Raw genomic sequence first — 22,505 nt, 5'->3', positions numbered from 1 at the left:
ACGCAGCGTTCCCTGGCTGAACGCTGCGGCCCGTAAGCAGTCCGCTCCAGTGAGTCGACGGAGCGTCACCACAGCGAGGCAGTGGCGCTCTTCGTGTGACTCCGACGGGTGCCGGATTGGCTTTCCCGCCGCTGGTGGGGGCAGGATGCGTAATCGGGCGCGAGGGTCTGGACAACAGACCCGGGTCCGGGGACTGTCCGAAGGCCCTGGCAGCATCGGTTAGAGCTGTACCCATCATGCGGCTCCGCCGCGTGGCACGCCTCACAGGCAAGAAGAACACGGGAGTAACAACATGAACCGCAGTGAGCTGGTGGCCGCCCTGGCCGACCGTGCCGAGGTCACTCGCAAGGACGCCGACGCCGTGCTGGCCGCGCTCGCCGAGACCGTCGGCGAGATCGTCGCCAAGGGCGACGAGAAGGTCACCATCCCCGGCTTCCTGACCTTCGAGCGCACCCACCGTGCCGCTCGTACCGCGCGCAACCCGCAGACCGGCGACCCGATCCAGATCCCGGCCGGCTACAGCGTGAAGGTCTCCGCGGGCTCCAAGCTCAAGGAAGCCGCCAAGGGTAAGTAACACCCCCTGGCGTCAAGCAGAACCGAAGGGGGCGGCCGTCCGGAATACGCCGGACGGGCGCCCCCTTCGGCATGCCCGGGGGGTTTTCGTACGTACGGGGGCACGGGATTTCCGTACGTACGCGGGCCGTTCCGCGGGACGTACGGGGGCCTTTCCGCGGGCTCAGTGCCCGTCCAGCTCCACGTCCTCCAGGGACGCCACCAGGACCGTCCTGGGGCCCGCGTCGATGCCGGGCACCGAAGGGACGGCCAGGAGGCGGCAGCCCGCCGCCAGCGCCGCCGCCGCGCCCGTCGGGGTGTCCTCCACGGCCAGGCAGTCCGCCGGGTCCACGCCGATCGCCCTCGCGGCGGCCAGATACGGGTCCGGGTGGGGCTTGCCGCGCTCCGTGTCGCCCTGCGCGACCGAGGTGGCGAAACGGTCGACGCCCAGGCCCTTCAGGACCAGGTCGGCGACCTTGCGCTCGGACGCCGTGACGAGCGCCACGGGCACGCCGAGCTCGCGGGCCCGGTCCAGGAGGCGCAGTGCGCCGGGCTGGACGGTGACCCCGGCTGCGACCAGTGCGGTGAATTCGCGGTCCAGACGGTCCGCCGTACCGGTGATTGCGTGCGTGTCCGCGAAGAGGGCCGCCGCGGTGGCTATCGCGGCCCCGGCGAAGGGGGCCAGGTGTTCGGGCGTCGGGGCGACGCCGTGTTCCGCCAGCAGGGCGGCGACGACCTCCAGCCACTGGTGCTCGGTGTCGACGAGGGTGCCGTCCATGTCGCAGAGGAGGGCGGCGGGCGGGGCGATGACGGGCATGCGGGGACCTCTCGCGGGTGGTTTCTTGCCGGCCTAGCGGTCGGGCTGGGTGCGGGCCAGCGGGTTGGCGCCGACGGAATTGCGGACGGTGAAGACCACCGAGCCGGGTACGTAGCGGTCGTCCGAGGTCTCCACGGGGCGGCCGTCGCCGGTGGTCGTGGTGCGGCGCACGCGCAGCAGCGGGCTGCCGCGGCGGACCGAGAGGTCTGCGGCGTCGGCGGTGCCCGCGGCGACCGCGTCCAGGTGGTGCTCGCCGTGCGCCAGGACCAGGCCCGTGGCGTCCCTGAGCGAGCGGGTGACGGACTCGCAGTCGGCGGGCAGTGATTCGACCGCGTCGGCCGCCCAGCCCGCGTACACGGTGCGTTCCAGGAGTACGGGGGAGCCGTCCAGGGTGCGCAGCCGGCGTACGCGCAGGACGGGGGTGCCGGGGGCCAGTCGCAGCAGGGCCGCCTCCTGCGGGCCGGCCTCCGCGCGGGCCGAGGAGAGGACCAGGCCGCCCGGGGTGTGACCGGAGGCCCACGCCCACTCGGCGAAGCTGCGCAGCTCGCCGAAGCTCTGGCTGGGGGCCGTGGACAGCACGACGCTGCGGGCGCCCTGCCGGGAGCCGACCATGCCCTCGGAGAGCAGGGAGCTGACGGCGTGGCGGACGGTGCCGCGCGACACGCCGTGCAGGGCGGCCAGTTCGGACTCCGAGGGGAGGGTGGAGCCGACCGGGTACCGGCCGTCGGCGATGGCCTCGCGCAGCGCGGCGGTGATCTGCTGGTGCCGTCGGTTCGGGGGGTGCTGCGGCTGGTTCACATCGCTCCTCTTCGGTGAGTGACGATGATGACACCTGTGCACAGCAGCGCGCACCAAGGTGGCTGCCGAGCTCTACTTCTCACCACTTCCCCAACCCCTAAACCACCTTCCTGATAACGCTTTTGACCTGCGGTTTTATTGTTCCGGAAGGTTGGATTCGGGGTGCTCGTGCTGTTAGATTCCGCTGGCTTACTGACTGATGGCTTGTCCAGACAGGTGGGCCGGCCGACGACACAGGAGTACACCGTGCATCCAGCTCGTCCGAGTTCCCTCCGACCGAGCCGTTCCCTTCTCTTCGCGACCGCGGCCGTCGCGACCGCCGCGCTGGCCACCGGCTGCGGGTCGGCGCCCGAGTCGGTCGCCGCCGCGAGCAAGGCCGCGCAGGCGACGTCGGCGGCGGACCTCGGCGGGATGGACAAGCTCGTCGCGGCCGCGAAGAAGGAGGGCGAGCTGAACGTGTACGCGCTCGCCCCGGACTGGGCCAACTACGGCCAGATGATCGCGGCCTTCCAGAAGCGCTACCCCGGCATCAAGGTCAACAACGAGAACCCCGGCGGCAGCAGTCAGCAGGCCCTCAACGCGGCCGCCAAGCGCAAGGGCCAGGACCGCGCCGTCGACGCGCTGGACCTGGGCACCGCGTACATGCAGAGCGCGAAGGCGCAGAAGCTGCTCGCCCCGTACAAGGTCACCGGCTGGGACGCGATACCCGCCACGCAGAAGCAGAGCGACGGCTCGTACCTGAACAACTACGGCGGGTACGTCTCGATCGGCTGCGATGCGAAGGCCGTCGCCAAGTGCCCGAAGACCTTCAAGGACCTCCTGGATCCGGCGTACAAGAACAAGGTCGCCCTGAACGGCAACCCGGCCGAGTCCAGCTCCGCACTCGCCACCGTCTTCGCCGCCTCCCTGTCCAACGGCGGCTCCCTCGACGACATCCAGCCGGGACTCGACTTCTTCAAGCAGCTGAAGCAGAAGGGCAACTACGTGCCCGCCGAGTCCACGCTGGCCACCATCGAGAAGGGCGAGACGCCGATCTCGATCGACTGGGACTACCTCAACCTGGGCTACGGGGAGAAGCTCAAGGCGAAGGGCGTCGACTGGAAGGTCACCGTCCCCTCCGACGGCCAGTACTCGAACTACTACAACCAGGGCGTCAACAAGAACGCCCCGCACCCGGCCGCCGCCCGCCTGTGGCTGGAGTTCGTCTACAGCCAGGAGGGCCAGAACATCTGGCTCAAGGGCTTCTCCCGGCCCGCGATGCTGGAGGTCATGGTCAAGGACGGCACCGCCGACAAGGCGGCCGCCGCCAAGATCCCGAAGGTCTCCGGCACCCCGAAGACCGTGACGCCGCAGCAGGAGGCGAAGGCCAAGGAGGCCGTCGTCCAGGGCTGGGGCAAGGCGGTCAGCTGAGCATGGCCGAACAAGTCCTCACGCCCGTCGGCCCCGTCGCTCCCGCCGCGGTACGCCCCCGGGGCGGCGGGCGGCGCGGTACCCGGCGCCACCGGTGGCCCGCGGTCGTCCCGTACTTCCTCTTCCTGGCCGTGTGCTTCGGCCTGCCGGCCGGGACCATGGCGTACAACGCGTTCGTCGTGACCGACCCGGTCAGCGGCGAGAGCATCTACAGCCTCACCAATGTGAGCGGCTCGCTGTCCGGGGCGTACGCGACCGGGCTGGTCGGCAGCGTCAAGCTGTCGCTGTTCAGCGCGCTGCTCGCGACCGTCTTCGGGGCGCTGCTCGCGCAGGCCGTCGTCACCTCGAAGCGGCCCGCGCTGCGCAAGCTGGTCGTCTCCGCGTCCGGTGTGCTCGCCAACTTCAGCGGGGCGCCGCTCGCCTTCGCGTTCATCGCCACGCTCGGTACGACGGGCACGCTGACCAAGCTGCTCTCGCTCCAGTCGACGGGCTTCAGCCTGTACAGCTTCACCGGGCTCGTCCTCGCCTACCTGTACTTCATGGTGCCGCTGATGGTGGTCACCGTGCTGCCCGCGCTCGACGGGCTGCGGGTGCAGTGGCAGGAGGCGGCCGCTTCCTGCGGGGCGACGCGGGGCCAGTTCTGGCGCCACATCGGGATTCCGGTTCTCACTCCGGCGCTGCTCGGGGGAGCAGTGCTGATGTTCGGCACCGCCTTCGCCTCGCATGCCACCGCAGCGGTGATGACCGGCAGTTCGGTGCTGCTGATCACCCTCCAGATCTCGAACGCGCTCAACGGCAATGTGCTCGTCGGGCAGGAGAACCTGGCGCTCGCGATGAGCCTCAACATGGTCGTGATCGCCCTTGTGGTGATGGCCGTCCAGATTCCGCTTCAGCGCAGGAGTGCACGATGGCTCGGATGACCGCCACCCGTACGGGTCTGACGTCGCGCGGTCCCGTGCTGTCGGTGGCCGCGCTCTACTTCCTCGTACCGATCGGGGCCGCGCTCTGGTACACGCTCGACAGCGGCGGCGGGATCAGCTTCGACGCGTACACGCGGGGGCTCACCTCGGAGGGCATGGGCAGCAGCCTGCTGCTGTCCGTGACGATCGGTCTTGCCACGGTCGTCCTCGGGCTGCTGCTGATGGTGCCGACCTCGGTGGCCGTCGCGCTGTACTTCCCGAAGCTGCGTGGCGTCGTGTCGGTACTGTCGATGATGCCGCTCGTCGTGCCGCCGATCGCGCTCGTCGCGGGCGTCAGCACGGTGCTGTCCTGGCAGCAGGACCTGGCGGCGACCCCGCTGTACGGGACCTTCCAGGCGCTGCTGAACAAGGACTTCCCGCTGGTCCTGGTGCTGGTCTACACGGTGATGTCGCTGCCGTTCCTGCACCGGTCGCTGGATGCGGGCCTGCGCGCCGTGGACCTTCGTACGCTCGTCGAGGCGTCCCGCAGTCTGGGCGCCTCGCGCACCCAGACGCTGCTGCGGGTCGTCGTGCCCAACCTGCGTTCCGCGGTGGTCGGCGGGGCGGTGCTCAGCCTGGCGATGGTCCTCGGCGAGTACACCGTGGCGTCGGTGCTCGGCTTCGCTCCGTTCGCGGTGTGGATGGTCGAGGTCGGCGACGCCGAACCCCAACTGTCCGCCGCCGCCTCGATGTTGAGCCTGCTGATCACCTGGGGGCTGCTGCTCCTGCTCACCACCCTGGCCGGGGGGCGCACCCGGACCTCTGCTGCCGCCCGTGACCATGAATCTTCGAAGAAGGCCGAACGATGAGTGTTGCCGTACAACTGCGGGGTCTGCGAAGGGAGTTCGGGTCGACCGTCGCTCTCGACGGGCTCGACCTGGGCATAGCGGCCGGAGAGATGGTGGCACTGCTCGGCCCCTCCGGGTGCGGGAAGACCACCGCGCTGCGGATCATCGCGGGCTTCGAAACCGCCGACGGAGGCGAGCTGTTGATGGGCGGCGAGGACGTCACCTCGGTGCCCGCGAACCGCCGCGACATCGGCATGGTCTTTCAGTCCTACAGCCTCTTCCCGAACATGACCGCCGCGCAGAACGTGGCGTACGGACTGCGGGTGCGGGGCGTCTCCTCGTCCGAACGGGAGGAGCGGGCACGGGAGTTGATGGAACTGGTCGGACTGCCCGGCCGCGAGGGCCACTATCCGCACCAGCTGTCCGGCGGCCAGCAGCAGCGCGTCGCACTGGCGCGGGCGCTCGCCATCAAGCCCAAGGTGCTGCTCCTCGACGAGCCCCTCTCCGCCCTCGACGCCAAGGTGCGGCTCACGCTGCGCGAGGAGATCCGGCGGATCCAGCTGGAGCTGGGCATCACGACGGTCTTCGTCACGCACGACCAGGAGGAGGCCCTCTCGATGGCCGACCGGGTCGCCGTGATGAAGGACGGCCGGCTCGAACAGTGCGCCGCGCCCGCGGAGTTGTACGAGCGGCCCGCGACGCCCTTCGTCGCCGAGTTCGTCGGCACGATGAACAGGGTGCCGGGCGTCGTGTGCGAGGGCGGGGTCGTCGAGCTCTTCGGGCGCCGGCTGCCGGTGCACGGGGAGTCCCCCGGGGCGGGTGCCGAGATCGACGTACTGCTGCGGCCGGAAGGCTTCTCCGTACGGGCCGAGGGCACGGACGGCGCTCCCGGAGTGGCGGCGACCGTCAAGGTGGCGACCTTCCTGGGAGCCACGACCCGACTGCTGCTGCACACCGAATCCGGCCTCAACTTCAAGGTGGACCTGCCGAGTTGGGAGGCGTCGGGGCTGGGCGTGGGTGCCCGGTGCGTGGTGACGCCGCACGAGAACCCGGTACTGGTGGCGGAGCGTTCGCCGGGCACGGATGGTGCGTCGGGGGCAGGAGTGAAGGTCGAGGTCACGGCCGGGAAGTAACGCTCTGGTGTCCAGGCGTCACACCCGTTGACGCCCCCGGTACGGTGCCGGATCGTGGGCGGAGCCGGGTGGGGCGGGCCGGTACTGCCGGTGAGTCTCGCCCACGCACCCGAGCGACGCGCTAGTACGGGGGGCGGCAATGGGGGCAGACGGCGGGCAGGATCCACGGGAGCCGCAGGACCGGCTCGGACGGCGCGATCCGCGTGAACCGCAGGACCGGCCGGGGACGCGGGATCCGCGGGAGCCGCAGGACCGGCTGCGGGATCAGCCCGAACGGACCGTCGTGCATGGTCAGTTGGGCGAATCGGGCCCGTCGGCCCAGCAGAGTCAGCCCGGCCCGTCCGGGCCCTCGGCCGAGCAGGGCCGGCCTGGTCCGTCCGGGCCCTCGGCTCAGCAGGGCCGGCCCGGCCCATCCGGACCCCCGGCTCAACAGGGCCGGCCGGAGGGGGCTTTCGGGATGCCGTCGTCTTCGTCCCCGCCTCCCGGGTACGGGCCGGGTGGCGGAGCTTTCGGGGGGCCGCCGCCAATGCCGCCTCCGCCTCCGCTGCCTCCTCCACCGCCGGCGCGGCCGCCGACCGTCGGGCCGCCGCCGGAGGCCGATGGTGCGCGGGCCGCCGGGGCCGGGCTGTTGAACCTTTCCGGGCTCGGGCTGGGATATGTGCTGCTGCGGCAGTGGGTGCCGGCCGGCATGTGCCTGGCGGCCACCGCCGCGCTGCTGGTGCTTGTGCTGCCGGCCGATGTGGACGGGACGTCGGGGTGGCTCGTCGTCGGGTATGCCGTACTGCTGGTGCTGGCCGCTCTCGACGGGGCGCGGCGGGGGCTCCGGGCGCGGCGGCCGCTGCCGGTGCGGCCGTATCTGGCCGTGATGCTCGGAGTGGTGCTGCTGGCCGTGCCCGCGGGTGGGGTGGTGGTGTACCGCGGCGCGCAGCACGAGGCTGTCGAGAAGATGCTGCTCGGGCGGCTTGCCGAGGCAGACCGGGTCGTGGCGCGGGCGAAGGAACGTAGCTTCGCGGCAGGGGAGGCGGACTACCGGGCGGCTCTTGGCGGATACCGGGAACTTGTCGATGAGCACGGGGAGTCGAGGGCGGCGAAGCTCGTGCCCGACCGGCTCGACGCGTACTACAAAGCGGTCTCCGCCCCGTACGGACAGGGTGAACACTGCGCAGCAGTGCGGCCGTTGAAGTATCTGCGGACCGTTCCCGGACGGATCGACAAGGCGGTGCTCGGTAAGCTGGCGGGGTGGCCGGACCGGCCGCTCGCCGTTTCGCTGTACGAGTGCGGGATGCGGGGGCTGGGAGTGGCCTCCGCCTCGGGTGGCGAACTCGGCGAGCTGATGCGGACGTTCCCCGACTCCGAGCAGGCCGGGAAGGTCGAGCCAGGCATACGGGCCCGGATCGTTGACCGTACGAAGGCGCTGAGCGGCAGCGATCCCTGCCCGGTCACCGAGGAACTGCGGAAGATCGGCACCACCGCCGACGGGCTCCCGGGAGCCGCGGCCACCACCCTGCGCAACGACGCGAACGGGGCGGTCGAGTCGGGCGTCTGGTCCTGCGGCCTCGACCAGTTCCGGGACCGGCGGTTCTCGGCGGCCCGTACGACGATGGCGGACTTCGCCGCCACGTACAAGGAGAGCGGCAACGCGGCCCGCGCCCGCACCATCGCCATCGCCGCGGAGATCGCCGCCGAACGGCCGGCCGCGGGCGACCGGCTGCCGCCGACGGGGACGCCCGGCGGGGACCGGATGCCCGTCGTCGTCAGCAACGACGCGCCGACGGCGACCGTCATCCTCTACACCGGGCCGATCACCGGGAGCGTCACGATCCCGGGCTGCGCGGGCTGCACCGCGTACCCGAGCAAGCAGGCCGCGAGCGGGAAGGCCTGCAAGGATGGCCGAAAATCGTACCCGAAGGGCAGGCTGCTGCTCCCGGCCGGCACGTACCACCTGCTCTACAAGGCGGCGGACAACGGGCGGAAGAACAACTCGGCGTACGGGCAGCGAATCCAGGCGGGCTACACGTACACCGGGTGCAGCTACGAGACGCGCGGCAGGCTGCAACTGCCGGGCACGGACGTGAGTGACGTGCGCTGATTCGGAGCAGCGAGGCGCTCCACGCGCCGGGGGCGGCCACCGTATGTACGGTGGCCGCCCCCGGGGACGTACAGGAAACGCAAGTGCTAGACGAGCGCGCCGCCCGGCAGTTCGACCTTCGCGCCGAGCTTTTCGAGCTTCTCCATGAAGTTCTCGTAGCCGCGGTTGATCAGGTCGATGCCGTGCACGCGGCTCGTGCCCTGGGCGGCGAGGGCCGCGATCAGGTACGAGAAGCCGCCGCGCAGGTCGGGGATGACCAGGTCGGCGCCCTGCAGCTTGGTCGGGCCCGAGACGACCGCCGAGTGCAGGAAGTTGCGCTGGCCGAAGCGGCAGTTGGAGCCGCCCAGGCACTCGCGGTAGAGCTGGATCTGCGCGCCCATCTGGTTGAGCGCGGAGGTGAAGCCCAGGCGCGACTCGTAGACCGTCTCGTGGACGATCGACAGGCCGGTGGCCTGCGTCAACGCCACGACCAGCGGCTGCTGCCAGTCGGTCTGGAAGCCCGGGTGGACGTCCGTCTCCAGGGCGATCGACTTGAGCGCGCCGCCCGGGTGCCAGAAGCGGATGCCCTCGTCGTCGATCTCGAAGGCGCCGCCGACCTTGCGGTAGGTGTTGAGGAAGGTCATCATCGAGCGCTGCTGGGCGCCGCGCACGTAGATGTCGCCCTCGGTGGCCAGCGCCGCGGACGCCCAGGAAGCCGCTTCGAGGCGGTCCGGGATCGCACGATGCGTGTAGCCGTCCAGCCGGTCGACGCCGGTGACGCGGATGGTGCGGTCGGTGTCCATCGAGATGATCGCGCCCATTTTCTGCAGGACGCAGATCAGGTCTTCGATCTCGGGCTCGACGGCCGCGTTCGACAGCTCGGTGACGCCCTCGGCGAGTACGGCGGTGAGCAGCACCTGCTCGGTGGAGCCGACCGACGGGTACGGGAGGGTGATCTTGCAGCCGCGCAGCCGCTGCGGGGCCTCCAGATACTGGCCGTCCTCCCGCTTCTCGATGGTCGCGCCGAACTTGCGCAGCACCTCGAAGTGGAAGTCGATCGGCCGGCCGCCGATGTCGCAGCCGCCGAGACCCGGGATGAACGCGTGGCCCAGACGGTGCAGCAGCGGGCCGCAGAACAGGATCGGGATGCGCGAAGAGCCCGCGTGCGCGTCGATGTCGGCGACGTTCGCGGACTCGACGTGCGACGGGTCCATGATCAGCTCGCCCGGCTCGTCGCCGGGGCGGACCGTCACCCCGTGCAGCTGGAGCAGCCCGCGTACGACACGCACGTCGCGGATGTCGGGCACATTGCGCAGTCTGCTCGGACCGCTGCCGAGGAGCGCCGCGACCATCGCCTTGGGTACGAGGTTCTTGGCGCCGCGGACGCGGATCTCGCCCTCCAGCGGGGTGCCGCCGTGGACAAGCAGTACATCGTCTGTGCCGGTCATGTATCTCGCGTTCCGTCATCGTCGGACAGGGGGCCAAGAGGAAAGGGTAATGGGCCGATGCCCCGGTTCAGCGTGTGCGAACGGGGTGGACGTACGTCATGAATTCGCCACAACACACTCTGTTCGGGGGTCATCACCGGAGGGTTACGGTCCGCTTGTGCTGCGCGCCGCGCGCTCCCGCTGCTGCTGTGCGCCCTGAGCTGCGGACCTTTTCCGGCTGTCACGGACTCCCCGCGGAGAGCGAATCTGCGGGATCATGTGGCACATGACGGAGGTGTCCTCGCTCACAGGGCGGCTGCTGGTGGCGACCCCGGCACTCGCAGACCCGAACTTCGACCGTGCGGTCGTACTGCTGATCGACCATGACGACGCGGGTTCGCTCGGCGTGGTGCTGAACCGGCCGACGGCGGTGGGCGTCGACCAGATCCTCGCCCCGTGGGCGGAACTGGCCGGTGCGCCCGGCGTGGTTTTCCGGGGCGGACCCGTGTCGATGGACTCGGCGCTCGGCGTGGCGGTGGTGCCCGGAGCCGATCCCATGGGGTGGCGGCGGGTGCACGGCGCGATCGGGCTGGTGGACCTGGACGCGCCGCCGGAGCTGCTGGCCGCCGCCCTCGGCTCGCTGCGGATCTTCGCCGGATACGCGGGGTGGGGCCCGGGTCAGCTGGAGGACGAGCTGACCGACGGGGCCTGGTACGTGGTGGAGTCCGAGCCTGGGGACGTGTCCTCGCCGGAGCCGGAGGGGCTGTGGCGGGCGGTGCTGCGCAGGCAGCGGAGCGGGCTGGCGATGATCGCGACGTATCCGGACGATCCTTCGCTGAACTAGTGCGAAGTATCCGGACGATCCTCGCCGAACTGGGAAGGTCTGGGGCGTGAGGGGCCTTGTACCCTTGGCTCGTATGAGCACTCTTGAGCCCGAGCCCGAGCGCGGGGCAGGTACGGGGACCCTTGTAGAGCCGGTTCCGCAGACGTCGCGTGGCGACGGGGACCACGAGCGGTACGCCCACTACGTCCAGAAGGACAAGATCATGGCGAGTGCCCTGGAGGGCACTCCCGTCGTGGCGCTCTGCGGCAAGGTGTGGGTGCCGGGGCGCGACCCGAAGAAGTACCCCGTCTGCCCGATGTGCAAGGAGATCTTCGAGTCTCTCGGCGACAAGGGTGGCAAGGGCGGTAAGGACGGCAAGGGCGACAAGAAGTAGGAAGTAGCCTTTCTGGTTCAGATCCTTCTGGTTCGGGTCCTTCCGGTTCGGGTCCTTCCTGTTCGGCTGATTTCGGGGACGGCCCCCGCGGTGCGCTTCGGCGTGCGGCGGGGGCCGTTTTCGTGTGCCCGTCCGGGCACTCCTGGTGCGGCTTCGCGTGCGGGTCTTGTCCGCAGTGAGGGCGCGCTCTAGTCTCCTGCCTGTTGTGTTGTGCAGTACGAAACGCTCGTTGCACATGGTGCAACGTGCGCTCACTCGACAGGGGTTCACGTACATGAAGCGCATCGCCCGAACTTCCCTGCCCGCAGCGGCACTTGTCCTCTCGTCCGTCCTGGCCGCCTCCGCCTGCGCCCCGCAGACCTCAGGCGGCGGCGCCAAGGGGGACGAGAAGAGCGGCACGCTCCGCGTCTGGCTGTTCCAGGAGGTCGCCAACAAGCCCAAGGAGCAGGTCGTCGGGCGCGCCGTCGAAGCCTTCGAGAAGGCCCATGCGGGCGCGAAGGTCGAGGTCGAGTACATACCCGTCGACACCCGCGCCCAGCGCATCAAGGCCGCCTTCAACGACCCGAAGAGCGCCCCGGACCTCGTCGAGTACGGCAACACCGACACCGCCGGATACGTCAAGGACGGCGGACTCGCCGACGTCAGCACCGAGTTCGCGGCGTGGAACGAGGCGAAGGACACCGACCCGACGGCCAGGCAGTCCGTCACCGTCGACGGCAAGGTGTACGGGGCGCCGCTCTTCGTGGGGGTGCGCGCGCTGTACTACCGTACGGACGTACTGAAGGACGCCGGGGTCCAAGTACCCACCACCCAGGCTGAGTTGATCACCGCAGCGAAGGCGCTGCACAAGGCGGAGCCGGAGATGTACGGACTCGCGGTCGGCGGTGCGTACACCTACGGGGCGATGCCGTTCGTCTGGGCCAACGGCGGCGAACTCGCCACCGGCAGCGGCTCCTCGTACAAGTCGGCCATCAACAGCGAGGCCTCCCGCAAGGGCATCACCGCGTACACCTCGCTCTTCGGCGACGACAACTGCCCCGCCGCCAAGTGCGCCGAGATGGGCGGCAACGACACCATCACGGCGTTCGCCGCGGGCAAGGCGGCGATGGCGATCGGCGGCGACTTCAGCCATGCGGCCGTCGAGGCGGGCAAGGTGAAGGGCAAGTACGCGGTGGTGCCGCTGCCAGGCATCGAGAAGGGCTCGGTGGCGCCCGCCTTCGCCGGCGGCAACAACATCGGCGTCCTGAAGAGCAGCTCGCACCGCACGCTCGCCGTCGACCTGATGAAGTCCCTGACGGCGAAGAAGACACAGGGCGAGCTCTTCGACGCGATGGGCTTCCTGCCGACGTACGGGGACGTGCGCGCGGCGGCGGCGAAGAGGCAGCCGTACGTGGCGCCGTTCGTGAAGACGCTCGCCGCAGGGACCAAGTTCGTTCCCGCGTCACCCGGTTGGGGCAAGATCGACGCTTCGCTCGTACTGCCGACGATGTTCCAGCAGATCGTCAGCGGCAAGAAGGACGTGGCGGCGGCCTCCGACGAGGCGGCGAAGAAGATGGACGCGGCGTTCGGGGCGTCGGCGAAGTGAGTCACGTACACGTACACGTAGCCGTAGCCGGAGCCGTACAGGCACGGGGGTGCGTCGGGGTGCGCTCCGTACCTCTGAAGATCCGTGAGATCCGTGAGACCCGTGAGATCTGTGAGATCTGTGCGGCTCGCGAGGTGGCGGCGTGAGCTCCGTACCGCTGAAGACCCGTGAACCCGCACCCCGGGCGGAGGGCGCGGCTCCGGTGAAGCCCCCGCGGCGCGGCAAGGGCGTCTCGCCGAGCGCCAGGGGCGGCTGGACGCCCTGGTTCTACCTCGCCCCCGCACTCGTCGTCCTCGCAGCCCTCCTCCTCTACCCGATCTACCAACTCGGCCTGATCTCGTTCCTGGAATACACCCAGGCCCAGGTCAGCGGCGGTGAGCCGACCTCCTTCCGGGGGCTGGGCAACTACACCGACCTCTTCGCCGACGAGCAGTTCTGGCAGGTGCTCGCCGCAACCGTCGGCTTCGCCGCGGCCTGTGTGGTCACCACGCTCGCGGTCGGCTGCGCGCTGGCCGTGCTGCTGACGCGGGTACGGGCGCTGCCCCGGCTCGCGCTGATGATGGCGGCGCTCGGGGCGTGGGCGACGCCCGCGGTCACCGGCTCCACCGTCTGGGTGTTCCTCTTCGACCCCGACTTCGGGCCGGTCAACCGGCTGCTCGGGCTCGGCGACTACTCCTGGACGTACGGCCGCTTCAGCGCCTTCGCGCTCGTACTGCTCGAAGTGGTGTGGTGCTCCTTCCCGTTCGTGATGGTCACGGTGTACGCCGGGATCCGGGCGATCCCGGGGGAGGTGCTGGAGGCGGCGGCGCTGGACGGGGCCTCGCAGTGGCGGATCTGGCGGTCCGTGATGGCGCCGATGCTGCGGCCGATCCTGGTGGTCGTCACCATTCAGTCGATCATTTGGGACTTCAAGGTCTTCACCCAGATCTACGTCATGACCAACGGCGGCGGAATCGCCGGTCAGAACCTGGTGCTGAACGTGTACGCCTACCAACAGGCCTTCGCCTCCTCGCAGTACAGCCTCGGCTCGGCGATCGGGGTGGTGATGCTGCTGATCCTGCTGGCGGTGACGCTCGTGTACCTGCGGCTCATGCGACGTCAGGGGGAAGAGCTGTGAGTGCTCTTGGTACGGCCGGGCGCTCCCGGTCCCGATTTCGGATACGCCGGCCGTGGCGGCTCGCGGCGGAGGCGGCCGCGCTGCTGATCGCCGTCGTGGTCGCCTTCCCGCTCTACTGGATGGTGCTCTCCGCCTTCAAGCCGGCCGGGGAGATCCAGTCCACGGAGGCCAGGCCCTGGACGCTGGCGCCGTCCCTGGACTCCTTCCGGCGGGTCTTCGAACAGCAGGACTTCGGCCGCTACTTCCTCAACAGCCTGCTGGTTGCGGGGTCCGTGGTGGTGCTCTCGGCGCTGATCGCGTTCCTGGCGGCGACGGCGGTGACCCGCTTCCGGTTCAAGTTCCGCACCACGCTGCTGATCATGTTCCTGGTGGCGCAGATGGTGCCGGTGGAGGCCTTGAGCATCCCGCTGTTCTTCCTGATGCGGGACTTCGGGCAGCTCAACACGCTGGGCGCGCTGATCCTGCCGCACCTCGCCTTCTCGCTGCCGTTCGCGGTGTGGATGCTGCGGGGGTTCGTGAAGGCGGTGCCGGAGGCGCTGGAGGAGGCGGCGTACATCGACGGGGCTTCGCGGTCGCGCTTCCTGTGGCAGATCCTCTTCCCGCTGGTCTTCCCGGGGCTGGTGGCGACGAGCGTCTTCTCGTTCATCTCGACCTGGAACGACTTCCTGTTCGCGAAGACCTTCATCATCAGCGACACCTCGCAGTCGACGCTGCCGATGGCGCTGCTGGTCTTCTTCAAACCCGACGAGAACGACTGGGGAGGGATCATGGCCGCGTCGACGGTGATGACCGTCCCGGTGCTCGTCTTCTTCGTACTCGTACAGCGGCGCCTGGTCTCGGGACTGGGCGGAGCGGTCAAGGACTGATGGGATTGATGGGACTGATGGGACTGATGGACGTGACGAACCTGATTCCGGCCCCGGCGGCCGTGGACGGCCCCCACCCGGGCACGGAGTGGCTGGACGAGACGTCCGCCCTGCACGCGGGAACCGGTACGGAGTCCACCGCGCGGTGGCTGCGCGGCACGCTCGGCCCCGCGCTGGGCCTCCCGCTGGCGCCTGCCGCGGACTCCGGCGGCGCGGCGGTACGGCTGCTGCTCGACCCCACCCTGGCGGCGGAGGCGTACCGGATCAGCGTGGTCGACGGCAGGGGCGTAGAACTGCGGGGCGGCACCGAAGCAGGTCTCTTCTGGGCGGCCCAGACCCTGCGTCAACTCCTCGGCCCCGAGGCCTTCCGCAGCGCGCCCGTATCGGCGGACACGAAGCGGTGGGGCGTACCGCACCAGGTCATCGACGACGAGCCCCGCTTCGGCTGGCGCGGCCTGATGCTCGACGTGGCCCGGCACTTCCTGCCGAAGAACGACGTCCTGCGCTACCTCGACCTGCTCGCCGCGCACAAGCTGAACGTCTTCCACCTCCACCTCACCGACGACCAGGGCTGGCGCATCGAGATCAAGCGCCACCCCCGCCTCACCGAGGTCGGGTCCTGGCGGCCCCGCACCAAGTGGGGCCACCGGGCGTCCGAGTTGTGGAACGACACCCCGCACGGCGGCTTCTACACCCAGGACGACATCCGCGAGATCGTCGCGTACGCCGCCGCCCGGCACATCACCGTCGTCCCCGAGATCGACATCCCGGGCCACTCCCAGGCAGCCATCGCCGCCTACCCGGAACTCGGCAACACCGACGTCGTCGACACGACTTCGCTCGGCGTCTGGGACACCTGGGGCGTCAACCCCAACATCCTCGCCCCGGCGAAACATGTACTGCGTTTCTACGAAGAGGTCTTCGAGGAGGTCCTCGACCTCTTCCCGTCCCGCTTCGTGCACATCGGCGGCGACGAGGCCCCCAAGGACCAGTGGCAGAAGTCCCCGGCCGCGCAGGCCCGCATCGAGGAACTCGGCCTGGCGGGCGAGGACGAGCTCCAGTCGTGGTTCGTCCGGCACTTCGACAGCTGGCTCACCGCCCGCGGCCGCCGCCTGATCGGCTGGGACGAGATTCTGGAGGGCGGCCTCGCCCCCGGCGCCGCGGTCTCCTCCTGGCGGGGATACGCGGGCGGCATCGCCGCCGCCAAGGCGGGACACGACGTCGTCATGTGCCCCGAGCAGCAGGTGTATCTGGACCACCGTCAGCACGGCGGCCCCGACGAGCCGGTGCCCATCGGGTACGTCAGCACGCTGGAGGACGTCTACCGGTTCGAGCCCGTACCGCCGGAGCTCACCGAGGACGAGGCCCGGCACGTCCTGGGCACCCAGGCCAACGTCTGGACCGAGGTCATCGAGAACCGCAGCCGCCTCGACTACCAGGTCTTTCCCCGCCTCGCCGCCTTCGCCGAGGTCGCCTGGTCGGCCCTGCCCGCCCCCGCCGCACGGGACTTCGCTGCTTTCGAGTCGCGAATGACCGCCCACTACGGCCGGCTCGACGCCCTCGGCGTCGACTACCGCCCGCCGGGCGGGCCGCTGCCGCACCAGCAGCGACCCGGGGTGATCGGACGCCCGATCGAGGGGGCGCCCCCAAACGTGTGAGCCGGTGGGTGAGATCTGCACGCGCCGCCCCGGCCCCGGGACCGCTTCCCGGGGCCGGGGCGCCCGCATGTCGTTGATTTCCACGATTTCCACGATTTCGCGGATTTCCGGGATTTCGCAGATTTCGGGAACAGGGGACGAAAGCGGATTCATGCCCCGACTCGTGCCAGAAGTCCCATGGTGGACCCTCGCGTCGGACGGATCCGAAGATGTGCCAGAGTTGCCACGTCCGGGCCGGGAGCACGTACCGTACGGCGCAACAAGGCGGGACACCGGGAAGGGGCAGCTGGGTTGACCACGCACGCACCGCAGGCGGCGCAGTCCGTGACGCTGCCTGCCTCGATCGACGAGGCCGTGGCGGCGCTCACCGCCATGCCCGCCGCCGTGCCCGTCGCGGGCGGCACCGACTTGATGGCCGCCGTGAACTCCGGGCACCTCAGGCCCTCCGGACTCGTCGGCCTCGGCCGGATCAGCGAGATCCGCGGCTGGCAGTACCAGGACGGGCACGCCCTCCTCGGCGCCGGCCTCACCCACGCCCGCATGGGCCGCCCCGACTTCGCGGCGCTCATCCCAGCACTCGCCGCCGCCGCCCGCGCGGCGGGCCCGCCGCAGATCCGCAACGCCGGGACGCTCGGCGGCAACATCGTTACCGCCGCCCCGACCGGCGACTCCCTGCCGGTGCTGGCCGCACTCGAAGCGACCCTGGTGGTCGCGGGCCCCGGCGGACAGCGCGACATCCCCGTGTCCCACCTCCTCGCGGGCCGCGCGATGCTGGAGCCGGGCGAGCTCATCGCCTTCGTACGCATCCCGCTGCTGCACGCCCCGCAGGTCTTCTTCAAGGCCACCGGACGCACCGGCCCCGGCCGCGCGACGGCATCCGTCGCCCTGGTCCTCGACCCGGCGCGACGCGGAGTGCGCTGTGCGGTGGGCGCCATCGCACAGATGCCGCTGCGCCCGCTGGAGGCCGAGGCCTGGATCGCGTCGCTGATCGACTGGGACGGCGAGCGCCGGCTCGCACCGGAAGCCTGCGAGGCCTTCGGCGAGTACGTCGCCGCCGCGTGCATCCCGGACCCGCCCGAGCCGGCCGAGGGGGAAGAGCCGCAGTCGCTGCCCCCCGCCGTACTGCACCTGCGGCGCACGGTCGCCGCGCTGGCCCGACGAGCACTGGGGAGGGCACTCTCGTGACCGACAACACCGAGCACCCCGACCACCTGGGGAACGCTGACCACCCCGACCACCTGGGGAACGCTGACCACGCGGGGAACCGACACGAGGCCGAACCGGCCGTCGGCCCGGCGTCGGCCGGCTGGCTGCCGACGCCGCAGAGCGGTGAGTACGACGCCGACGCCACGGCGTTCGTCCAACTCCCCGAGGGGCTGGACTTCTCCGGAACCGGCGACCCGCTCGCCGCGCCCGGCCACGACTACGTACCGCCGCACATCACGGCTCCCCTGGAGACCGGAACCTGGAACGTCCACCTGCACCAGGACCCGCAGGCCTTCCAGCCGCAGTTCCACGAGCCGCAGCAGCAGCCGTTCCCGTCTCATGGGGGGCAGGGGCAGGGGCACGGGCACGGGCAGGCGCAGGGGCACGGGCAGGCGCAGTCGCCATTGCAGTCGCACGAGGCGTCGTCGTACCAGGCACATCAGCCCCACCAGCCGCATCCGTCGCACCAGCCGCAGTCCCACGGGCCGTCGGCGGGCTGGCCGGTCGCGGGCCACGACGCGGGCGCCACCAGCCAGTGGAACTTCACCGAGGCCCTCGACACCGCCCCGGCTGTTGACCCCGCGGGCCCCCTCGGTCCGGACTCCGGCCTGCCCACCGGGCAGTGGGCGATGCCGTCCGCCGACGAGGAAGCCCCGGACGATTCCGGCGAGTTCCCTGCCGCATCGGCGGCGCCCTGGCACGCCCCGGGGGCTCCGGCGACCCTGCCGGGCGGTGCCCCCGCCCCCTGGGCAATCCCCGGAATGCGGCACGCCGGTGCTCCGACCGTCGGTGCTCCGACCGCCGGAGTGCCGCAGGAGCCGACGGTCGACGGGCCCGCCGAGCCCGCGCCCACCTTCGACGCCGAGGAAGCATCTGAGGCCGAGGCCGAGGCCGAGGCCGTTGCAGAGGCCGATGCCTCAGCGGTCGTAGGAGCCGACCCGGCCGACGAGAGCCCGGAGGTCACGGAGCCGGACCCCGCCGCCGAGGCCTCTGTTGCACCTGTGGCAACTGGGGCACCCGAGGCAGTCGAAACCACCGAGGTCCCGCAGGCCACGGACGCCCCGGCAGGGGACACCCCGCCCGGCGACGACTTCCCGGCCGAAGGGGACGCCGACGCAGCTTCCGAGGCCGAGCCCGACGGGTCCGACGCGGCCGCCGAGCTGAGCACAGCAGCGGAGGCCGGAGCAGCGGAAGCCGGAGCAGCAGAGGCCGGCGCACCGGAAGCCGGAGCCACGGCCGTACCCGGCACGGGCCTCGTCCCCGGCACGGACATTGCCTCCGGCACGGACATTGCCTCCGGCACGGACATTGCCTCCGGCACGGACATTGCCTCCGGCACGGACCTTGCCTCCGGCACGGACCTTGCCTCCGGCACGGACCTTGCCTCCGGCACGGACCCCGTCCCCGGCACGGACCCCGTCCCCGGGCACGCCCCGGAAGCCGGTATCGAACCGTCCTACGCCGCCCCGCACGAGCCCGCCCACTTCTTCCACAACGAGCCCAGCGAACACCCGCACGCCTCCTACGTGCTGCGGGTCAACGGTGCCGACCGGCCCGTCACCGAAGCCTGGATCGGCGAGTCGCTCCTCTACGTGCTGCGCGAACGCCTCGGCCTCGCCGGAGCCAAGGACGGCTGCTCCCAGGGAGAGTGCGGCGCCTGCGCCGTCCAGGTCGACGGCCGGCTCGTCGCCTCCTGCCTGGTGCCCGCCGCCACGACCGCCGGCTCCGAGGTCCGTACGGTCGAAGGACTGGCCACCGACGGCGAGGCCTCCGACGTCCAGCGAGCCCTGGCCAACTGCGGTGCCGTGCAGTGCGGCTTCTGCATCCCCGGCATGGCGATGACCGTCCACGACCTGCTCGAAGGCAACCACGCGCCGACCGAGCTGGAGACCCGGCAGGCCCTCTGCGGCAACCTCTGCCGCTGCTCCGGCTACCGGGGCGTACTCGAAGCCGTCCGCGAGGTCGTCACCGAGCGCGAGGCGAGCGCCGAGGCCGCAACCACCGGCCACACCACTGACGAGGCCCGCATCCCGCACCAGGCGCCCCCCGGCGCGGGCAGCGCCCAGCACACCTTTCAGCACCCGCACGACGGAGGCATGGCGTGAGCAACGACGCGGCCACCGCGACCGCAGCGGTCGGCGGCACGCAGCAGGAACCGCCCGCCCACGGCATCGGCGCCTCGCTCCCGGCGTCCGACGCGCGCGCCAAGACCGAGGGCACCTTCCCCTACGCGGCCGACCTGTGGGCCGAGGGCCTGCTGTGGGCCGCGATCCTGCGCTCCCCGCACGCGCACGCCCGCATCCTCTCCGTCGACACCAGCGCCGCGGCCGCGATGCCGGGCGTCCGCGCCGTGGTCACCCATGCCGACATCCCCGGTGACCCGCACTACGGGCGCAAGATCGTCGACCGCCCGGTGTTCGCCTCCGACCTGGCCCGCCACCACGGCGAACCGATCGCCGCCGTCGCCGCCGACCACCCCGACACCGCCCGGCTGGCGGCTGCCGCGATCGCCGTCGAGTACGAGGTCCTCGAACCGGTCACCGACCCGGAGAAGGCCTTTGCCGCCGAGCCGCTGCACCCCGACGGCAACCTGATCCGGCACATCCCGCTCAGCTTCGGCGACCCCGAGATCACCGGCGAGGTCGTCGTCGAGGGCCTCTACCGGATCGGCCGCCAGGACCCGGCCCCCATCGGTGCCGAGGCCGGCCTTGCCGTACCCCGCCCGGACGGCGGCGTCGAGATCTACACCGCCTCCACCGATCCGCACACCGACCGCGACCTGGCCGCCGCCAGCTTCGGCCTGGAGCGCGAGCGCGTGAAGATCGTCGTCACCGGCGTGCCCGGCGCCACCGGCGACCGCGAGGACGCGGGCTTCCAACTCCCGCTCGGCCTCCTGGCGTTGCGTACGGGCTGCCCGGTCAAGCTCGCCGCGACCCGCGAGGAGTCCTTCCTCGGCCACGCCCACCGCCACCCGACCCTGCTGCGCTACCGCCACCACGCGGACGCCGAGGGCCGCCTGGTCAAGGTTGAGGCGCAGATCCTGCTCGACGCCGGTGCGTACGCCGACGCCTCCTCCGAGTCCCTCGCCGCCGCCGTCTCCTTCGCGTGCGGCCCCTACGTCGTCCCGCACGCCTTCATCGAGGGCTGGGCCGTCCGTACCAACAACCCCCCGTCCGGCCACGTCCGGGGCGAGGGCGCACTCCAGGTCTGCGCCGCGTACGAGGGCCAGATGGACAAGCTCGCCGCCAAACTCGGCCTGGAACCCGCCGAGTTGCGCATGCGCAACGTGCTGGCCACCGGTGACCTCCTGCCCACCGGCCAGACCGTCACATGCCCGGCCCCGGTGGCCGAACTCCTGCGCGCCGTACGGGACTTCCCGCTGCCCACCCTCCCCAAGGACTCCCCGGAGGAGGGCTGGCTGCTGCCCGGCGGCCCCGAGGGTGCGGGCGAACCCAGCGCCGTGCGCCGCGGCGTCGGCTACGCCCTGGGCATGGTGCACATGCTCGGCGCCGAAGGCACCGACGAGGTATCCACCGCCACCGTGAAGGTCCACGACGGCGTCGCCACCGTGATCTGCGCGGCCGTCGAGACCGGCCAGGGCTTCACGACGCTGGCCCGGCAGATCGTCCAGGAGACCCTGGGCATCGACGAGGTGCACGTCGCCTCCGTCGACACCGACCAGCCCCCGGCAGGACCGGCCACCCACGGCCGCCACACCTGGGTCTCGGGCGGCGCGGTCGAGCGGGCCGCGAAGATGGTCCGCACCCAGCTTCTCCAGCCGCTGGCGCACAAGTTCGGCATGTCCACCGAACTGCTCTCCATCGCCGACGGCAAGATCACCTCGTACGACGGCGTCCTGAGCACCACCGTCACCGAGGCCATGGACGGCAAGGAACTGTGGGCCACCGCCCAGTGCCGCCCGCACCCCACCGAGCCCCTGGACGAGAGCGGGCAGGGCGACGCTTTCGTCGGACTCGCCTTCTGCGCCGTCCGCGCGGTCGTGGACGTCGACATCGAACTGGGCTCGATCCGGGTCGTGGAGATGGCGGTCGCGCAGGACGTCGGCCGCATCCTCAATCCGGCACAGCTCGCCGCCCGTATCGAGGCCGGTGTCACCCAGGGCGTCGGCGCCGCCCTGACGGAGAACCTCCGCACCTCGCGCGGCCTGGTCCGCCACCCCGACCTGACGCACTACGCCCTGCCGACGGCCCTGGACGCCCCGGACATCCGCATCGTCAAGCTCGTCGAGGAGCGCGACGTGGTCGCCCCCTTCGGCGCCAAGCCGGCGAGCGCGGTACCGGTCGTCACCTCGCCCGCGGCGGTCGCCTCGGCGGTACGGGCGGCCACCGGGCGCCCGATCAACAGGCTGCCGATCAGGCCGCAGGCGGCGGTCAGCAACCCCTGACACCGGGAATCCCGATGCCCGGGAGTCCCGCCGCTGCGGAATCCTGCCACCCGGGAATCCTGGCACCCAGGAATCCTGACACCCGGACCGCATCCCGGGAGCCTGGGGCGCCCGAAGCAGTCAGGCATCTCTATGCAGTTCACAAGGAACTGGTCGTCTCGGCGACTCACCCGCATCACTCGCGCACGCGAATTCTGCGAGTGGAAAAGAGTGTGGCATCCGGGTCTGACAATCGAGGATCTCCGCCTGTCGGCCGGGCCCCGGGGCGCGCCCTCTTGCCCCCGTACGACGGCCCAGGCCACCATTCGGGGCGCAACACGACTGGCGGGTGGGACTCAAGAGGCGGGTGGGATTCCATGGGCGCAACGCGCGGGGCACGTGAGGCAGGCGGGATGCAAGAGGCGACTGCGGGTGACCGGGGTGGATGGGGTGGTCGGGGTGAATGGGGTGGCCGGCGTGAATGGGGTGGCCGGGGTGATCAAGCAGGCCTGAGCCGCCG

At 71.0% G+C, this 22,505-nt stretch carries 18 protein-coding genes; 15 read left to right on the top strand and 3 right to left on the bottom strand.

Features of this window, described 5'->3' with window-relative positions:
* Positions 1-292: 292 nt before the first annotated feature.
* On the top strand, positions 293-574 hold the full coding sequence (locus tag AB0D18_RS03530) for an HU family DNA-binding protein (RefSeq protein ID WP_003954777.1): 282 nt from the start codon (positions 293-295) through the stop codon (positions 572-574).
* Between the two features lie 162 nt (positions 575-736).
* On the opposite strand, the gene AB0D18_RS03525 is transcribed toward AB0D18_RS03530, so the two are convergent.
* Both AB0D18_RS03525 and AB0D18_RS03520 read right to left on the bottom strand, forming a co-directional pair.
* Entirely contained in the window at positions 737-1,369 is a 633-nt protein-coding gene (locus tag AB0D18_RS03525; RefSeq protein WP_362411947.1) for an HAD family phosphatase, read from the bottom strand.
* A 33-nt stretch (positions 1,370-1,402) separates the two neighbouring features.
* The gene (locus AB0D18_RS03520) at positions 1,403-2,167 is read right to left on the bottom strand and encodes a GntR family transcriptional regulator (RefSeq protein WP_362411944.1); all 765 of its coding nucleotides are present in this window, start codon (positions 2,165-2,167) and stop codon (positions 1,403-1,405) included.
* A 324-nt stretch (positions 2,168-2,491) separates the two neighbouring features.
* Here AB0D18_RS03520 and AB0D18_RS03515 point away from each other — a divergent pair, with 324 nt between their 5' ends.
* The 5 genes from AB0D18_RS03515 (at position 2,492) to AB0D18_RS03495 (ending at position 8,546) form a co-directional block, all read left to right on the top strand.
* On the top strand, positions 2,492-3,577 hold the full coding sequence (locus AB0D18_RS03515) for an extracellular solute-binding protein (RefSeq protein WP_362412182.1): 1,086 nt from the start codon (positions 2,492-2,494) through the stop codon (positions 3,575-3,577).
* Positions 3,578-3,579: 2 nt separating this feature from the next.
* On the top strand, positions 3,580-4,497 hold the full coding sequence (locus AB0D18_RS03510) for an ABC transporter permease (RefSeq protein WP_362411941.1): 918 nt from the start codon (positions 3,580-3,582) through the stop codon (positions 4,495-4,497).
* Complete coding sequence (locus tag AB0D18_RS03505; protein ID WP_362411938.1) at positions 4,485-5,345, top strand: ABC transporter permease subunit; 861 nt, start codon at positions 4,485-4,487, stop codon at positions 5,343-5,345. The genes AB0D18_RS03510 and AB0D18_RS03505 overlap by 13 nt, the downstream gene beginning before the upstream one ends.
* Positions 5,342-6,457: an ABC transporter ATP-binding protein gene (locus tag AB0D18_RS03500; protein WP_362411935.1), complete on the top strand. Its 1,116-nt coding sequence runs from the start codon at positions 5,342-5,344 to the stop codon at positions 6,455-6,457. The genes AB0D18_RS03505 and AB0D18_RS03500 overlap by 4 nt, the downstream gene beginning before the upstream one ends.
* Positions 6,458-7,085: 628 nt before the next feature.
* Complete coding sequence (locus AB0D18_RS03495; protein WP_362411932.1) at positions 7,086-8,546, top strand: hypothetical protein; 1,461 nt, start codon at positions 7,086-7,088, stop codon at positions 8,544-8,546.
* An 86-nt stretch (positions 8,547-8,632) separates the two neighbouring features.
* On the opposite strand, the gene murA is transcribed toward AB0D18_RS03495, so the two are convergent.
* Positions 8,633-9,973: a UDP-N-acetylglucosamine 1-carboxyvinyltransferase gene (gene murA, locus AB0D18_RS03490; protein WP_362411929.1), complete on the bottom strand. Its 1,341-nt coding sequence runs from the start codon at positions 9,971-9,973 to the stop codon at positions 8,633-8,635.
* A 265-nt stretch (positions 9,974-10,238) separates the two neighbouring features.
* Here murA and AB0D18_RS03485 point away from each other — a divergent pair, with 265 nt between their 5' ends.
* The 9 genes from AB0D18_RS03485 (at position 10,239) to AB0D18_RS03445 (ending at position 22,006) form a co-directional block, all read left to right on the top strand.
* Complete coding sequence (locus tag AB0D18_RS03485; RefSeq protein ID WP_362411926.1) at positions 10,239-10,796, top strand: YqgE/AlgH family protein; 558 nt, start codon at positions 10,239-10,241, stop codon at positions 10,794-10,796.
* Positions 10,797-10,869: 73 nt separating this feature from the next.
* Positions 10,870-11,169, top strand: coding sequence for a DUF3039 domain-containing protein (locus tag AB0D18_RS03480; protein ID WP_185031735.1), 300 nt, complete (start codon positions 10,870-10,872; stop codon positions 11,167-11,169).
* A gap of 274 nt (positions 11,170-11,443) precedes the next feature.
* Complete coding sequence (locus AB0D18_RS03475) at positions 11,444-12,754, top strand: extracellular solute-binding protein (protein WP_362411923.1); 1,311 nt, start codon at positions 11,444-11,446, stop codon at positions 12,752-12,754.
* Positions 12,755-12,956: 202 nt separating this feature from the next.
* A complete protein-coding gene (locus AB0D18_RS03470; protein WP_362412179.1) occupies positions 12,957-13,871 on the top strand; it encodes a sugar ABC transporter permease in 915 nt (304 codons plus the stop codon).
* Complete coding sequence (locus AB0D18_RS03465) at positions 13,868-14,737, top strand: carbohydrate ABC transporter permease (protein WP_362411921.1); 870 nt, start codon at positions 13,868-13,870, stop codon at positions 14,735-14,737. The genes AB0D18_RS03470 and AB0D18_RS03465 overlap by 4 nt, the downstream gene beginning before the upstream one ends.
* A gap of 26 nt (positions 14,738-14,763) precedes the next feature.
* Complete coding sequence (locus tag AB0D18_RS03460; RefSeq protein WP_362412176.1) at positions 14,764-16,395, top strand: beta-N-acetylhexosaminidase; 1,632 nt, start codon at positions 14,764-14,766, stop codon at positions 16,393-16,395.
* 291 nt (positions 16,396-16,686) lie between these two features.
* The gene (locus AB0D18_RS03455) at positions 16,687-17,580 is read left to right on the top strand and encodes an FAD binding domain-containing protein (RefSeq protein WP_362411918.1); all 894 of its coding nucleotides are present in this window, start codon (positions 16,687-16,689) and stop codon (positions 17,578-17,580) included.
* Positions 17,577-19,706 (top strand): 2Fe-2S iron-sulfur cluster-binding protein, encoded by a 2,130-nt coding sequence (locus AB0D18_RS03450; RefSeq protein ID WP_362411915.1) that lies wholly within the window; start codon positions 17,577-17,579, stop codon positions 19,704-19,706. The genes AB0D18_RS03455 and AB0D18_RS03450 overlap by 4 nt, the downstream gene beginning before the upstream one ends.
* Positions 19,703-22,006 carry a xanthine dehydrogenase family protein molybdopterin-binding subunit gene (locus AB0D18_RS03445; protein WP_362411912.1) on the top strand — a complete coding sequence of 768 codons (2,304 nt, stop codon included), beginning with the start codon at positions 19,703-19,705 and terminating at the stop codon, positions 22,004-22,006. Before AB0D18_RS03450 ends, AB0D18_RS03445 begins: the two co-directional genes overlap by 4 nt.
* The last annotated feature ends 499 nt before the right edge of the window (positions 22,007-22,505 follow it).

This window comes from Streptomyces sp. NPDC048442 (assembly GCF_040651475.1).
Classification (GTDB): Bacteria; Actinomycetota; Actinomycetes; order Streptomycetales; family Streptomycetaceae; genus Streptomyces.
This window is presented reverse-complemented; position numbering and strand designations above follow the sequence as displayed.

Excerpts from the sequence above, each read along its gene's own strand:
- AB0D18_RS03505 (WP_362411938.1), top strand. The coding sequence starts at position 4,485 with ATGGCTCGGATGACCGCCACCCGTACGGGTCTGACGTCGCGCGGTCCC.
- AB0D18_RS03525 (WP_362411947.1), bottom strand. The coding sequence starts at position 1,369 with ATGCCCGTCATCGCCCCGCCCGCCGCCCTCCTCTGCGACATGGACGGC.
- AB0D18_RS03510 (WP_362411941.1), top strand. The coding sequence starts at position 3,580 with ATGGCCGAACAAGTCCTCACGCCCGTCGGCCCCGTCGCTCCCGCCGCG.
- AB0D18_RS03460 (WP_362412176.1), top strand. The coding sequence starts at position 14,764 with ATGGACGTGACGAACCTGATTCCGGCCCCGGCGGCCGTGGACGGCCCC.
- murA (WP_362411929.1), bottom strand. The coding sequence starts at position 9,973 with ATGACCGGCACAGACGATGTACTGCTTGTCCACGGCGGCACCCCGCTG.
- AB0D18_RS03500 (WP_362411935.1), top strand. The coding sequence starts at position 5,342 with ATGAGTGTTGCCGTACAACTGCGGGGTCTGCGAAGGGAGTTCGGGTCG.
- AB0D18_RS03485 (WP_362411926.1), top strand. The coding sequence starts at position 10,239 with ATGACGGAGGTGTCCTCGCTCACAGGGCGGCTGCTGGTGGCGACCCCG.
- AB0D18_RS03475 (WP_362411923.1), top strand. The coding sequence starts at position 11,444 with ATGAAGCGCATCGCCCGAACTTCCCTGCCCGCAGCGGCACTTGTCCTC.
- AB0D18_RS03530 (WP_003954777.1), top strand. The coding sequence starts at position 293 with ATGAACCGCAGTGAGCTGGTGGCCGCCCTGGCCGACCGTGCCGAGGTC.
- AB0D18_RS03480 (WP_185031735.1), top strand. The coding sequence starts at position 10,870 with ATGAGCACTCTTGAGCCCGAGCCCGAGCGCGGGGCAGGTACGGGGACC.